Origin of the sequence: Legionella londiniensis, assembly GCF_001467825.1 — a bacterium.
Taxonomy (GTDB): Bacteria; Pseudomonadota; Gammaproteobacteria; order Legionellales; family Legionellaceae; genus Legionella_A; species Legionella_A londiniensis.
This window is the reverse complement of record NZ_LNYK01000033.1, coordinates 196,920-210,810: the sequence shown is the minus strand read 5'-3', so window position 1 is coordinate 210,810 and position 13,891 is coordinate 196,920. Positions and strand designations below refer to the sequence as shown.

The following is a 13,891-nucleotide window of genomic DNA, read 5'->3' as shown; positions in this document are numbered from 1 at the left end:
AAAAAAACAAAATGTATATAGCACCGCTAATTTTTTCAATAATTCAATCACATAACCTTATTCTTATATCGAGCTGAGGTTAAAAAAGAAACGCAGGCCACTTTGGTTGGAGCTGTGATTTTTCCAACTGGTTCCAACAGCAAAATCCCGCCTACCGGCAATGGTTCCCCCGGCATCTTCGCCGGTGCGACTTTTAACCAAACATTTGTGAACTGGCTTTGGTTTGCCTCTCCCGCCCTGATTTATGTTGTCCCTAAAGGCAATAACCAGGTTGGAACGCAGTACCTTTATCAGATGGGTATTGGCCGGATTATTTCCGCGAAAAGCGGGCAGTACATCTTTTCAAGCTTGCTGGAGTGCAATGGAGAATATACCGAAAAAGATAAAATTGGCGGCGTTCCTGACCCTAATTCCGGGGGCAATATAATATTGCTTACGCCTTCTTTATGGTATTCAAATACCCATTTGACATTGCAACTCGGCGTTTCCTTGCCGGTTAGCCAACGTTTGAATGGCGAACAAAACCAAAATGACTACACCCTCACGGCCACGGTTGCCTGGTTATTTTCATGAAAGCCTGCTGACAAATGCCGTACCTATATTGCTATAGGCGCCTTGATAGCGGGGTGAGATTGATAATTTTCTATCTCGATGTCGTCAAACTGATATGCAAACAAGGATTCAGGCTTGCGTTTAAAGCGAAGGCGGGGCAAAGGTAATGGCTCGCGCGCAAGCTGTGTCTTCGCTTGCTCTATGTGATTGAGGTATAAATGGCAATCGCCGCCTGTCCAGATAAATTCCCCCACATCCAGGTCGCATTGCTCGGCTATCATGTGAGTCAGCAGAGCGTAAGAGGCAATATTAAACGGGACGCCGAGGAAAACGTCAGCCGAGCGTTGATAAAGCTGGCAGGACAATCTATTGTTTGCTACATAAAATTGGAACAGGGCATGGCAGGGAGCCAGTGCCATATTGTCCAATTCCCCTACATTCCAGGCGCTGACCAGGATTCGGCGCGAATCGGGGTTCGTTTTAATTTGCTGCAGAACAATCGACAATTGATCAATGGTTCTGCCGTCCGCTGTGGGCCAACTGCGCCACTGCCTGCCGTAAACCGGGCCAAGATCGCCATTTTTATCTGCCCACTCATCCCAAATGGTCACGCCGTTCTCATTTAAATAGGCGATATTGGTATCGCCTTTTAAAAACCACAGCAGTTCATGAATAATGCTGCGTGTATGCATTTTCTTGGTGGTCAGCAAGGGAAAGCCGCAAGCCAGATTAAAGCGCATCTGATAACCAAATACTGATAAGGTCCCCGTACCGGTGCGGTCGCTTTTTTCCACGCCATTTTTCAATATATATTCAATCAGTTGCAGGTATGTTTTCATTTCTTTTGATCCACCATAAGATAATCCCCAAAAGCAGCATGGGAATAGATAATAATTGCCCCATAGTTAACCAGCCAAAAGCCAGATAGCCGATTTGCGCATCAGGCTCGCGGTAAAATTCCACAATCAGGCGTGACAGGGCATATCCGATTAAAAAAACAGCAGACACACAGCCAGTCGGACGGGGCTTGGAGGCATACCACCATACCAGAATAAACAAGGCAATTCCTTCAAGACCTAACTCATATAGCTGGGAAGGGTGCCTTGGCTGGTTATCCACATGAGGAAAAACCATGGCCCAGGGAACATCAGTCGGTCGGCCCCACAGTTCTCCATTAATAAAATTGCCTGCGCGTCCGGCTGCCAAGCCGAGAGGGACGAGGGGGGCTGCAAAATCGGTAACCTCCAGCAAGGATTTAGCGGTTTTCCAGGCAAAAAGCCAAAAAGCAACCACTACGCCTATCAATCCTCCATGAAACGACATCCCGCCTTGCCATATTTTAAAAACCATCCAGGGCTCTTGGATAAACTCCGGGAAGTTATAAAAAAGCATATAACCCAAACGGCCGCCGATAATCACGCCGAGGGCGCCAAAAAAAATCAAATCGCCAATTTGTTCTTTGCTCCAAGCGAGCTTATACCGCCTAACCCGCCAAAGCGCCAATATCCAGGCGGCAATAAACCCTAGTAGGTACATCAAGCCGTACCAGTGCACCCGCACGGGGCCAAGGGAAAAAACAACCGGGTCAATATGAGGAAAAGCTAATACAGGCATTTTTTACCAATCCTTGTCAATTACGCATCATGATTCAGTTAATATACCATGTTATGACTTGCCGGCACGGATCAATCCGCCAAGCCCCTCATCAGTAAGCACTTTTTGCAAATGCAGCCTGATTTCATCCGCATGTTCAAATTCAAGAACTTCGGCAAGAATCTTGCGCGCATTAGCCAGCGAAAAATTGCGAATCACCCATTTGATGCGGGGCAGGCTAAACGAGTTCATGCTGAGTGTATCAAATCCCATAGCGAGTAACAAAATGACTGCCAGAGGATCGCTTGCCATTTCTCCGCAAATGCTGACCTCAACTCCTGCCGCATGCGCTCCTTCGACTACTTTCATCAAAGACTGCAGCATGGCAGGATGCAATGGATCATACAGGGAGGCAACTCTCGCGTTGTTGCGATCCACAGCCAGCAAATACTGGGTTAAATCATTGCTGCCAACAGATAGGAAATCAACCCGCTTAGCCAATTCTCGGGCCTGATATACCGCAGATGGCACTTCAATCATTACGCCGATTTGTGGCTTTTCAATGATGCACCCTTCTTCAAGCAGTTCTGTATAGGCCTGGTTTATCAATAAAGACGCTTCATCCACCTCGCACAAGGAGGAAACCATAGGCAGCATGATCCGTAAGTTGTTTAATTCTTCATTAGCGCGCATCATTGCCCTGACTTGCAGCAAAAAAACATCGGGGTGATCAAGCGTGATACGTATGCCGCGCCAGCCGAGATAAGGATTCTCTTCCTCAATGGGGAAATAAGACAAAGTCTTGTCCCCGCCAATATCCAGGGTGCGCATGGTAACCCGATGCGGCGCAAAGGCTTTAAGAATCTGGCGATAAATAATGTATTGCTCATCTTCAGAAGGAAAGCGGTCACGGCTCATGAAAGGTACTTCCGAGCGATACAGGCCGACACCTTCCGCGCCAACGCTCATCGATAAACCGGCATCCATGGCAAGTCCTGTGTTGACTTGCAAGGAAATGCGGTGGTTATCCAATGTTTCCGCCGGTTTATCCCGGAGATTAACGAGGCTTTGATTGAGTTCATCTTCTTCCTGAGCCAGTTTTTTATACTCGGCCAGCAAGGGTTTGGATGGAGAAATAAATACATGGCCGTAATACCCGTCTACGATCACCGCTCGGCGCGATAATTGATCGATATTCAATCCCCGCACACCCATAACGGTTGGGATGCCCATGGCACGAGCAAGGATTGCGACATGGGAATTGTTAGACCCTTTTCCTGATACAATGCCTGAGAGCTGACCTTCCGGGACTTCGGCAAGCTGGGCTGCGGTAATTTCATCGCCAATTAAAATGGTGCGTTGCGGATAGATGATTTCTTCCTGCTCTGAGCTTTGCAGTTCAGCAAGCACCCGCCTGCCGAGATCGCGAAAATCGCTTGCGCGTTCGCTGAGGTAATCATCTTTCATGTTTTCAAATTGAAAAACATGCTTTTTAATCACTAAAGACAAGGCTGTCTGCGCGCTGAGATGCTCAAGCCTTATCACTTCCTCCACTTCAGCGCCAAGACTATCTTTTTCCAATAAACGTAAATAAACATCAAATAGTGCCCGTTCATTTTCAGCCACGGTATTTTTCATGCGGCGGCTTAAACGCAGCATGTCATCCCTTGCGGCTTGCAAGGCATCGTAGAATAAGGCAATTTCTCTTTCGACATTATCTGTGCTGCGCCTTGGCACGGCATCGATATCAGCCGGTGGATAGATAACAACCGCAGTGCCAATCCCAACGCCTGGAACACTGCCGATTCCGGTCAAAGCAATTTGTGTCACTTCAGGCCGTGCAAGCCCAATGGATTGCGGCTGGGTCAACTGGGCAAGCTCACCTGTTGCTTCCGCATGAGCCAGGATGCCGCCTAACTGGGCAGCCAGAGTAATTAAAAAAGCTTCTTCCGCATCGTCAAAAAAGCGCTGTTCGGTACGCTGGGCTGCCAATACCCCATATAGCTTGCGATGCTGAATGATGGGCACCCCAAGAAACGATTTGTATTCTTCTTCTCCCAGCAACGGATTTTGATGAAATTCCGGGTGAGCGGGGGCATTATCAATATTGAAGGGTTCTTCTCTTCTGCCAACCAATCCAATCAAACCGCTGTTTAGAGGCACACGAACTCTTGATTCCGCCTTTTTGTTTAACCCTTCTGTCGCGATTAATACATATTCAGCATGTTTAATATCAATTAAAAAAACGGACACAGCATCAGCCACAACAGCTTTACGAACCTGGTGCACAAGAATGCCCAGGGCATCTGCAAGCCGATTGGCAGTGGTTACATCCTGTACGATGCGCTTGAGTACTTTCAACATCTAAAAACTATGATTACCTCGCTTGCGGCGTTTACCAAAGGGGGTGCGGCGCTTTTTCAGAAATTGCTCTAATTCCTTAAGTGCCTGCATATATACCTGTCGCTTAAAAAAAATAACCTGATTTTGCGGCTCGTAGTAATCTATCCAGCGCCAACTATCAAACTCCGGCGAATCGCTTAAATCCAGGCGGACTTTTTGTTCACTGGTCAAGAGCCTTAACAAAAACCATTTCTGCTTCTGGCCGATGACCAAAGGGTCGCTGCCCTGGCGCAAATACTGCTTGGGTAGCCGGTATTTAAGCCAACGGCGGGTTACGCCCAATATTTCTATGTCTGTGCGCTCCAAGCCAACTTCTTCCCGCAGTTCACGGTACATCGCTTCAAGCGCCGTTTCTCCCGTACTTAACCCGCCCTGGGGGAATTGCCAGGCATCATGACCATGCCTTCGCCCCCAAAACACACGGCCAGACTCATTGATCAAAATAATGCCGACGTTTAAACGATAGCCGGCGCGATCAATCACCATATTTTTACTGCTTACACTAACCATTCATGCTCTGATTTTTTCATAAAAGGCAAGAGTTTGGCAAATAAAACTCCTCTTTAAGTATACTATATTGAAATCTTGTCTGGCTTGCGTCAATATTTAAACTCTTTGCTTGTATTTTTTGCATATCAATAGAGCAAAACCTGAAATATTCCTGAGGCAGGCATAGCATGTAATAATATTCATGCCTTGAAAAAATGTTTTGAAAACTATGAAAAAAAAAATTTTAATCATCAATACCGGCGGCACGATAAGCAGTATTAAAAGCGATCACGGCTATCAGCCGGCAGTAGGCTATGTAGAGTCTGCATTGGCGAAAATACCCGCACTGTCTCACGAAGCGATGCCCGATTATGTCATCAAGGAATATAAACCGCTTCTTGATTCTTCCAATATGACTGTTCATGAATGGAATAGAATTGGCGAAGATATTGCCGCCGAATACCAGCATTATGACGGTTTTGTGATTTTTCATGGTACCGATACCATGGCTTATACCGCATCTGCCTTATCCTTTATGCTGGAGCATCTCGACAAGCCCGTGATTTTGACTGGTTCACAGATACCTTTGTCTGAAGTTCGCAATGACGCACTCGAAAATATCATTACCTCATTATGGCTTTGTGCCCATCAGCCGATTAAGGAAGTGTGCATTTATTTTAACCAGCGTTTGCTGCGCGGTAACCGCGCTCAGAAAGTGAGCGCGCAAAGTTTTAATGCGTTTGACTCGCCGAATTTTCCCCATTTGGCCACAGTGGGCATTGATATCGAGCTTCATCGGGAACTGTTATTGCAAGAAACGCAAAAGTCATTCCGCCTGCAAACCATCAGCCCGCATTTCATTGCCAATTTTCGTCTTTTTCCTGGATTTGCAACGGATGTTTTGGCATTTATTTTAGAGCAGCCTCTTCGCGGCCTGGTTCTTGAAACCTATGGCAGCGGCAATGCACAAAACAATGATCCACGCTTTTTGCAATTGCTTGCAAATGCCTGCAATCGCGGAATAGTGATCGTGAATTGCAGCCAGTGCCAGCATGGACGGGTCGAAATGGCCCAATATGCCACAGGCTATACGTTAAAAGAGGCGGGATTAATCAGCGGCCAGGATATGACCCCTGAAGCTGCCCATTGCAAGCTGCTGTATTTGTTCAGCAAATATTCTGATATCTCTCAAGTCAAGTCGCTTATGGAAGAAAATCTATTTGGTGAGCTGACTCCCTAATTCGTGCTGTTCGTTCATGGCGCTCTTAATGATCTTGGATGCCTGGGACATAAGCTCATATAATAGGCCAAGCCCCGGTTTATAAAACAGCGATTTTTTTTCATAACAAAATTGCTGATTTGACTTTAAAAGCTCCTCAATCGAGCGCAGGACGCATTTCCTGACATTCAAGTCATACTCTTCGTGTTTTTTATCCAGGGTATTTAATTCCTTTTTGCAGGATTTGATTTTTTCCCACAACAAACTTTCTTTTAGATGGGCTAACTCATTCACGCGTGAGATATTAGGATTGCTCACCAGGGACTTAACAACACCCGTTGTGTTTTTTTCTGAAATTTTCTTCGCAATGTACAATGCGGCAAAAAAATAAAACACATTCAATGGTTGGTTGTCGTGCGGAATATTGAGCAACTCCTGTTCCTCCAGCGTTTTATATATGGTGTCTATGCTCTGGATCATCAGCAGTAACGCAAAGCCCGTGTTGCCTCCATTGTATCCCTTTTTGGTGCTTTCTTCTTTTGCCTGTTTAAGTGTATTTTCAATGCATTTTTTGATGGTCTGGAGGGCTGTCGCATCATTCTTATCATGAATCGATTCAATCTCTTTTTTTAGCACCTCAAGCAAGGTGCGTTTGGTATTTGATAATTCAGGATTTCTACCCAGGCCAAATGTGGTTAAAGAAAGATTCATCACGGATTGATCCTGGTCAAGAGAATTCTTGATTATTGTGTTAACTTCTTCAACAATAATGGTTTTGGCAATATCCAGAAAAATTGTCATTATATGACTCCTTAAAATTCACTTTCTTAACTATTTTCAAAATACTTCAACATATTTTTATACAGGGGACTATTTATACCATGTCATTACATATTGTCATTCTTGCCGCGGGTCAAGGCAAACGCATGCGTTCCAAAACGCCCAAAGTGCTGCATTCCCTTGGTGGAAAACCTATGCTGATGCGGGTCGTCGAAACCGCCTTACTGTTAAATCCGCAAAAAATTCATGTCATCATCGGCCATGAAAGCGAGGCCATCAAAAAATCCCTGCCCATGTTGCCAGTAAACTGGGTCTATCAGGAACAGCAAGCCGGAACGGGCCACGCCGTTCTTCAGGCCCTTCCCCATATACCGGATGACAGCTTTGTTTTAATCCTGTCTGCTGATGTTCCTTTAATTCAGGCGGATACCTTGCAATTGTTAATTGACCGCTGCCAAGCCTCAAGGACGCAAGCCAAGGCTTTGGGCTTGTTGCTTGCCCTCGTTCCTGACCCTACAGGACTTGGACGGATCATCCGCAATCACCGCCATGAAATTCAAGCCATCGTTGAAGAAAAAGATGCCACGGAAATGGAACGGCAAATCAATGAAATATATAGCGGCATTTGCTATGTGGCAGTCAATGATCTTAAGCGGTGGCTTCCCAAATTAAATGGCGATAATGCCCAGCAAGAATATTATTTAACAGAAATTATTTCCATGGCTGTAAGAGAAAAAAAAGAAATTATTGCTGTCCATGCGAAAGATTTTGTTGAAGTGCTGGGCATCAATAACCGCCTGCAACTTGAAGAGCTTGAGCGCGCCTTGCAAACCCGGCTTGCCGAGAGTCTCATGCTGTCCGGCGTAACAGTCGCTGATGCCGCAAGGCTTGATATTCGCGGGGAATTGATTTGCGGAATCGATGTTTTTATTGACGTCAATAATGTTTTTATGGGAAAGGTCATGATAGGAGATGGCAGCTCCATAGCGCCTAACTGTTTGTTAAATAATGTCATTATTGGTGAAAACTGTGAGATTTTAGCCAACAGCGTTCTTGAAAACTGTCAAATTGGCGATAACTGCCAAGTGGGGCCTTTTGCTCGAATAAGGCCAGGTACCCAATTAGGCCGGGGCTGCAAAATCGGCAATTTTGTCGAAACGAAAAATGCCATTCTTGACGAAGGCAGCAAAGCCAGCCATTTAAGTTACCTTGGTGATGTCACTATTGGCAAGCACGTCAATATTGGTGCCGGAACCATCACTTGCAACTATGATGGAGCCAATAAGCATCACACCGTGATAGAAGATGAAGCGTTTATCGGCTCAGATACCCAGCTTGTCGCGCCTGTAGTGGTCGGGCGCCGCGCCACCATCGGCGCCGGCAGTACCATTCGTAAAAATGTACCGCCCGATGAGCTTACCTTATCTGAATCAAAACAAAAAACAATCACAGGCTGGAAAAGGCCACAAAAAAAAGAGCAGTGAGTTCAATCCTGCACCCTGCATCCTGGCTTATTGCCTGGGTTAGGCGCTGCCTGATCCAGGATTTCCAGGATCCTGACTGCGGGTCAGAATCATCAATGTAACGGTTTTATTGAGCCTTGGTTTTATCTGGGTATTCGCATAAATCATTAATGAGGCATTGAGGGCAGTGGGGCTTTCGGGCGGTACATACATAGCGGCCGTGTAAAACCAGCCAATGATGGATGTTTGGTAAAAATTCTTCATCCACAGCGTTTAGCAGCTTTTTTTCTACTTCAAGAGGGGTTTTTCCCTTGGCGAGGCCCGTGCGGTTGGCCACACGAAACACATGGGTATCTACCGGTATTGTGGGTTGGCCAAAGGCAGTATTCAGCACCACATTAGCCGTTTTGCGCCCAACTCCGGGCAGTTTTTCCAAGGCTTCGCGTGTTTCAGGAACTTGACCCCCATGTTCTTTGATAAGAATTTCACAGGTTTTAATGATGTTTTGGGCTTTGCTGTTATATAAGCCAATGGTTTTAATATAAGCTTTTAATTTTTCTTCACCAAGATTAAGTACTTTTTCCGGCGTATTGGCTTTGGCAAACAATTTTTCTGTGGCTTTATTGACGCTGACGTCTGTTGCCTGCGCCGAGAGGATGACTGCGATCAGCAATTCAAAAGGAGTATGATAATTGAGCTCAGTGGTTGGATTTGGATTTTGTTGGCAAAACCGCTTGAAAATTTCATGCCTTTTCTGCTTATTCATTTGCATTCGCCTGAGCTGATTGGGCTATCCCTTTTTTTGCCTTCACTCTTGCCAGGGCTTGCTCTATATAATTCTGTTTCGCCAACCTGTCTGCCGCCGCATCAGAATGGTTCTGAGCCAGTTGCTTTTTTTTCCGGTAGGCTTGCTGCTTGTCCTGGGCTTCGCGTAAAAGCCGTACTTGCTTGGCCTTAAAGCGCTCGCGGGCTTTATCTTTATCGTACCGTAATTCAGGCAGTTCAACCATTTCGATGCAATCAACGGGGCAAGGCTCAACGCAGAGTCCGCACCCTGTACATTCCTGGTTAATAATATGGTGCATGGCTTTGGCAGCGCCGACGATGGCATCCACAGGGCAGGCCTTAATGCACTTGGTACATCCTATGCATTCTGTCTCCTGAATGACCGCCAAAGCGGGTTTTCGGGTTTTGGCTTGCATTTCTTTGAGGAAGGGGGCTACATCCTGATTCAGGATGTTACCCAGAGCCTTAAGCGTATCTACCCCGCCTGGCAGGCAGCGATCAATTGGTGCTTTTTTTTGTGTCAGCGCTTCTGCATATGGCCTGCAGCCAGGGTAGCCGCACTCGCCACATTGCGTTTGTGGCAGCAAGGCATCGATTTCATGAACCCCTGCCATCAGCTTGTCCCTTTAAGCATGGCCTCAATGCTGCTTTTCTCCACCCGCAGCATCAACGGGGTAAATGGGTTGATCCGATGATTGAGTAAAGGCGTTTTCATATTGTCCCAAGTGAGAGGCGCGCAATTTAAAAAGGTTTCAACGGCCTTGGCCATTGCTGGCAAAACCGGCTTCAAATAAGTCATTAAAAGGCGAAAAAGATTTAATCCCATGGTGCAGATTGCCTGCACTTGCGACAGTTTTGCTTCTTCCTTGGCTAACGTCCAGGGCTTATGGGCATCAATATACTGATTCACCCTGTCTGCCTGTTCCATGATGATGCGGATTGCGAGGGCATAATCGCGGGACATGTAAGCATCAACAATCTCCTGACGCTTGCCCAGTACTTCGGCAAATAAGGAGGCATCATGCAATTCATCTGATAGCCGGTTTTCAAAGCGCTTATTGATAAATCCTGCACAGCGGCTTGCGATATTGACTATCTTGCCTACCAAATCTGCATTGATGCGGTTTTGAAAATCTTCAAAATTCAAATCAAGATCATCTACCCTGCCGTTGAGTTTGGCAGCAAAATAATAGCGCAGGTATTCGGGGTTTAAATGCTCAAGATAGGTACGGGCTTCGATAAATGTGCCGCGTGATTTGGACATTTTTTGTCCATTGACAGTCAAAAATCCATGGGTAAATACAGCGGTTGGCATGCGATGATCGCTGGCAGCCAGCAATGCGGGCCAGAAAAGCGCATGGAAATAAACAATATCCTTACCCACAAAATGATAAAGCTCGGCACTTGAATCCTTATCCCAGTATTCGGAAAAGGATAAACCCTGTTCCTCACAGTACTTTTTGAAACTGGCCATGTAGCCTATAGGGGCATCAAGCCAGACATAAAAATATTTATCTTGTGTGCCTGGGATGAGAAAACCAAAATAGGGTGCATCGCGGGAGATATCCCACTGTTTTAAGCCGGAAGCAAACCATTCATCCAGTTTGTTCGCCACTTCTGGCTGTAGGTGCCCCTCTTTAATCCAGTTTTTTAAAAGATCAGCATAGCGCGGCAAATCAAAAAAATAATGCACTGACTCCTTTTCTATTGGTTTTGCCCCGCTGATGGCAGAGACGGCATCCAGTAAATCCGTGGGCGAGTAAGTCGCGCCGCAAGCCTCACAGTTATCGCCATATTGATCAGGTGTTTTACACCTGGGGCAGGTACCCTTCACATAGCGGTCAGGTAAAAACATTTCCCTGGCCGGATCATAAGCCTGGGAAATGGTTTTTTTGATGATATCCCCATTTCGCTCAAGCGCCTGGAAAATATTCTCCGCCAAAGCTTGATTTTCCTTAGAGTGGGTCGTGTGATAACAGTCATAGTCAATATAGAAAGCTTTAAAATCGCGCTCATGGCTTTCTTTCATGCGGGCAGTTAACTCTTCAGGGGTGATGCCAAGCTGCTCGGCCTTCAGCATGATTGGGGTGCCGTGAGCATCATCGCCGCATACGCTGATGCATTGATGTCCTGCCATTTTATGGGTACGTACCCAAATGTCGGTCTGGACATGTTCAACAAGATGGCCAAGATGCAGATGGCCATTGGCATAAGGCAAAGCGCTGGTTACCAAAAGTCTACGAACCATAGTCATGAATACTTACCGAAATAAAAAATGATAAATTATAACTCATTTGCAATGAATGACACACCCCGATAATTCTATTTTCTTCCGGCATCTCATCGTTTCCGCTGACCGGTACAAAATATATTTTAATCATATAATGCAATCGCCGCATCGTTTAACTGGCTTTGGGCTTGGTTGCCAATGGGCAGGTATTCATGTGCTTGGCACCCAGATGCTCAGCAAGTTTTGCCAGGGCTTGTTCATTATTTTTATAAAAATGATGTTCACCCAGCTGTTCATAAAGCCCGCCACTTTTTAACGCAGCAAGCACGGGGTGGCGAAGTCTTGTAAACCATAATTCGATCCCGGCATCTTCCAGTCGTGAACATATGCTGCGCAAAGTTTCCAGGCCGCTGGCATCCAGTTTATTGATGCTGACGCAATCGAGAATGATATAGTGCAATTTCTGTTTGGCAGAAATCAGCTTCAATATTTTTTCCTCAAAATAGGCGGCATTGGCAAAATAAAGCGAACCGTTGAAGCGAACAAGGCTTATCAGGTAACAAGTGTCCAGCTCACTGTCCTCTGTTACTTCAACCAGCTCCCCGTCTGGATTCCGTGTTAGTTCAGTAAAACGAGGCCGCATGGTTTCATAAAGATAAACTCCCAGTGATAATGCTATTCCTAATAAAACGGCAATGGCGAGGCTTGGCGCGAGAGCCAGGGTTAAGATAAAAGTCGCGAGCGATACCAGCCCTTCCTGGCGGCTAATTGTCCAAATATTCCACATTTTTTTAAAATCCACCAAACTTAAAACCCCAACCATAATCAATGCCGCAAGCGTTGAATAAGGCAAATGATAAAATAGCGGAGTCAACCAGAGCAAAACCGCCATCACCACAAGTCCCGTGATGATTGAGGAAAACCCCGTTTTTGCGCCGGCATAGAAATTAACCGCAGTACGGCTGATTCCGCCTGAAACGGGCATCGATTGAAAAAAACTGCCCACCGTTTTGGCTAATCCCTGGCCAAATAATTCCTGGTTGATTTTTAGGTCCTGTCGGCTTTCGGTGGCAATGCGTTTTGCTATCGTGATGGCTTCTGTAAAACCAATCAGGGCGATCACCAAGGCAGCAGTGAATAATTTGGATATTGCATTCCAGCTGAAGGTGATGCTTTGGAAGGAAGGCAAACCGCGTGGCACCTCACCGACTACTTCTCCGCCTGCTTGCAAAATGAGCCGTCCATTTTCCGGAAAGCGCTTAATCCTCCATTCATATCGGCCTACCTCGCCAATCGGCGTCATTTGTTCGCCTACAAAGAAGACGATGTTATTGTCGCGGGTCTTCAGGCGGTGAAAGCGCAGACGGTTTAGCTCCCCAACTTCAAAGTTATGCCTTGTGATGAGCCGTTCAAGTTCCCACTGTGCCTGTGTGGCTTCGCGGATAGCAGCATCAGTTTTCTGGGCATTGACTCCCGCTTGATTAATCGTTTTTTTGACAATGTCATTCTTTTGCTCTACTTCACTTATCAGTTTTTTTAACTCTGCCGGATAGCGTTGATAATTGGCAAGCATTTGCTGTACCGGCAAATTGATAATTTGCTCAACGTGTATGGTGACGAGTTTTTGATAGCCGATAAGCCAGGATAATATTGTGGTAATAACCACAGCAATAATGGTATGAGGCAAATTTGGCCATAACCATCTGCCCCCGAGAATGATGGTAAAAGTCAGCGATGCCATGGCGACTGACGGCCAATGGGTATTGATCACGGCATCTTGGATTAACTGGGATATAGTCTCATAATAATGAGGGGCGGGGGCAGCATATACCCCAAGTAAATTGCCCAGCTGCATTGTGGCAATGATGATGGCAATTGCGTTAATGAAACCTAAAATCACAGGTTGCGAAATGAAATTAACCACAACGCCAAAGCGTAGAAAACTCAAGGTGAGTTGGATGATGCCGGCAAGAAAAGTTAACAATAAAACAAATTGGATATACTCAGGCGTACCAATGGCAGCCAAAGGCTGCATGGCCACAGCGGTCAACAAGGCGGCCACTGGCACAGGGCCGGTGGATAAAATACGTGAGGAGCCGAATAGGACTGCAATGATAGGCGGAATAAAAGCAGCATACAAACCCATATGCACCGGAAGCCCTGCAAGGTGTGCATAAGCCATGGATTGAGGGATCATCAGCATGGCAACGGTTATTCCTGCGATGATGTCCGCGCGCAAAATACTCATCCGGCGCAGTTCAGGCAGCCATTCCAGAAAAGGAAAAAAACGCGCGATATCCACGCGATAATTTAGCAAAGCCCGCATTATGGCATACATTTAATCTTTTTCCCCTTTTACAAAGCGCTCTCATTTGT

General features: G+C 46.1%; 12 protein-coding genes. 3 read left to right on the top strand and 9 right to left on the bottom strand.

Annotation, left to right across the window (positions count from 1 at the left end; genetic code table 11):
• Window positions 1-114: 114 nt before the first annotated feature.
• On the top strand, window positions 115-573 hold the full coding sequence (locus tag Llon_RS10365; RefSeq protein WP_131754631.1) for a hypothetical protein: 459 nt from the start codon (window positions 115-117) through the stop codon (window positions 571-573).
• 23 nt (window positions 574-596) lie between these two features.
• Here Llon_RS10365 and thyA read toward each other — a convergent pair whose 3' ends face one another.
• From thyA to Llon_RS10345, 4 genes are read right to left on the bottom strand one after another with little or no spacing between them, the layout of a single operon-like run.
• The gene (thyA, locus tag Llon_RS10360; RefSeq protein WP_058529979.1) at window positions 597-1,391 is read right to left on the bottom strand and encodes a thymidylate synthase; all 795 of its coding nucleotides are present in this window, start codon (window positions 1,389-1,391) and stop codon (window positions 597-599) included.
• The gene (lgt, locus tag Llon_RS10355) at window positions 1,366-2,166 is read right to left on the bottom strand and encodes a prolipoprotein diacylglyceryl transferase (RefSeq protein ID WP_058529978.1); all 801 of its coding nucleotides are present in this window, start codon (window positions 2,164-2,166) and stop codon (window positions 1,366-1,368) included. The genes thyA and lgt overlap by 26 nt, the downstream gene beginning before the upstream one ends.
• A gap of 51 nt (window positions 2,167-2,217) precedes the next feature.
• Window positions 2,218-4,509 carry a phosphoenolpyruvate--protein phosphotransferase gene (ptsP, locus tag Llon_RS10350; protein WP_058529977.1) on the bottom strand — a complete coding sequence of 764 codons (2,292 nt, stop codon included), beginning with the start codon at window positions 4,507-4,509 and terminating at the stop codon, window positions 2,218-2,220.
• Window positions 4,510-5,034, bottom strand: coding sequence for an RNA pyrophosphohydrolase (locus Llon_RS10345; protein ID WP_058529976.1), 525 nt, complete (start codon window positions 5,032-5,034; stop codon window positions 4,510-4,512).
• A gap of 232 nt (window positions 5,035-5,266) precedes the next feature.
• On the opposite strand from Llon_RS10345, the gene ansA reads away from it, so the two are divergent.
• Window positions 5,267-6,277: an asparaginase gene (gene ansA, locus Llon_RS10340; RefSeq protein ID WP_058529975.1), complete on the top strand. Its 1,011-nt coding sequence runs from the start codon at window positions 5,267-5,269 to the stop codon at window positions 6,275-6,277.
• On the opposite strand, the gene Llon_RS10335 is transcribed toward ansA, so the two are convergent.
• The gene (locus Llon_RS10335) at window positions 6,254-7,057 is read right to left on the bottom strand and encodes a hypothetical protein (protein WP_058529974.1); all 804 of its coding nucleotides are present in this window, start codon (window positions 7,055-7,057) and stop codon (window positions 6,254-6,256) included. The genes ansA and Llon_RS10335 overlap by 24 nt on opposite strands.
• An 80-nt stretch (window positions 7,058-7,137) precedes the next feature.
• Here Llon_RS10335 and glmU point away from each other — a divergent pair, with 80 nt between their 5' ends.
• Entirely contained in the window at window positions 7,138-8,520 is a 1,383-nt protein-coding gene (gene glmU / locus Llon_RS10330) for a bifunctional UDP-N-acetylglucosamine diphosphorylase/glucosamine-1-phosphate N-acetyltransferase GlmU (protein WP_058529973.1), read from the top strand.
• A gap of 106 nt (window positions 8,521-8,626) precedes the next feature.
• On the opposite strand, the gene nth is transcribed toward glmU, so the two are convergent.
• From nth to Llon_RS10310, 4 genes are all read right to left on the bottom strand, one after another.
• A complete protein-coding gene (gene nth / locus Llon_RS10325) occupies window positions 8,627-9,265 on the bottom strand; it encodes an endonuclease III (protein ID WP_058529972.1) in 639 nt (212 codons plus the stop codon).
• Complete coding sequence (locus Llon_RS10320; protein WP_058529971.1) at window positions 9,258-9,899, bottom strand: RnfABCDGE type electron transport complex subunit B; 642 nt, start codon at window positions 9,897-9,899, stop codon at window positions 9,258-9,260. The genes nth and Llon_RS10320 overlap by 8 nt, the downstream gene beginning before the upstream one ends.
• Entirely contained in the window at window positions 9,899-11,539 is a 1,641-nt protein-coding gene (gene metG, locus Llon_RS10315; RefSeq protein ID WP_058529970.1) for a methionine--tRNA ligase, read from the bottom strand. The genes Llon_RS10320 and metG overlap by 1 nt, the downstream gene beginning before the upstream one ends.
• A gap of 148 nt (window positions 11,540-11,687) precedes the next feature.
• On the bottom strand, window positions 11,688-13,853 hold the full coding sequence (locus Llon_RS10310) for a SulP family inorganic anion transporter (RefSeq protein WP_083503321.1): 2,166 nt from the start codon (window positions 13,851-13,853) through the stop codon (window positions 11,688-11,690).
• Window positions 13,854-13,891: the final 38 nt, after the last annotated feature.

Excerpts from the sequence above, each read along its gene's own strand:
- glmU (WP_058529973.1), top strand. The coding sequence starts at position 7,138 with ATGTCATTACATATTGTCATTCTTGCCGCGGGTCAAGGCAAACGCATG.
- ansA (WP_058529975.1), top strand. The coding sequence starts at position 5,267 with ATGAAAAAAAAAATTTTAATCATCAATACCGGCGGCACGATAAGCAGT.
- Llon_RS10345 (WP_058529976.1), bottom strand. The coding sequence starts at position 5,034 with ATGGTGATTGATCGCGCCGGCTATCGTTTAAACGTCGGCATTATTTTG.
- lgt (WP_058529978.1), bottom strand. The coding sequence starts at position 2,166 with ATGCCTGTATTAGCTTTTCCTCATATTGACCCGGTTGTTTTTTCCCTT.
- thyA (WP_058529979.1), bottom strand. The coding sequence starts at position 1,391 with ATGAAAACATACCTGCAACTGATTGAATATATATTGAAAAATGGCGTG.
- nth (WP_058529972.1), bottom strand. The coding sequence starts at position 9,265 with ATGAATAAGCAGAAAAGGCATGAAATTTTCAAGCGGTTTTGCCAACAA.
- ptsP (WP_058529977.1), bottom strand. The coding sequence starts at position 4,509 with ATGTTGAAAGTACTCAAGCGCATCGTACAGGATGTAACCACTGCCAAT.
- Llon_RS10335 (WP_058529974.1), bottom strand. The coding sequence starts at position 7,057 with ATGACAATTTTTCTGGATATTGCCAAAACCATTATTGTTGAAGAAGTT.
- metG (WP_058529970.1), bottom strand. The coding sequence starts at position 11,539 with ATGACTATGGTTCGTAGACTTTTGGTAACCAGCGCTTTGCCTTATGCC.
- Llon_RS10310 (WP_083503321.1), bottom strand. The coding sequence starts at position 13,853 with ATGTATGCCATAATGCGGGCTTTGCTAAATTATCGCGTGGATATCGCG.
- Llon_RS10320 (WP_058529971.1), bottom strand. The coding sequence starts at position 9,899 with ATGGCAGGGGTTCATGAAATCGATGCCTTGCTGCCACAAACGCAATGT.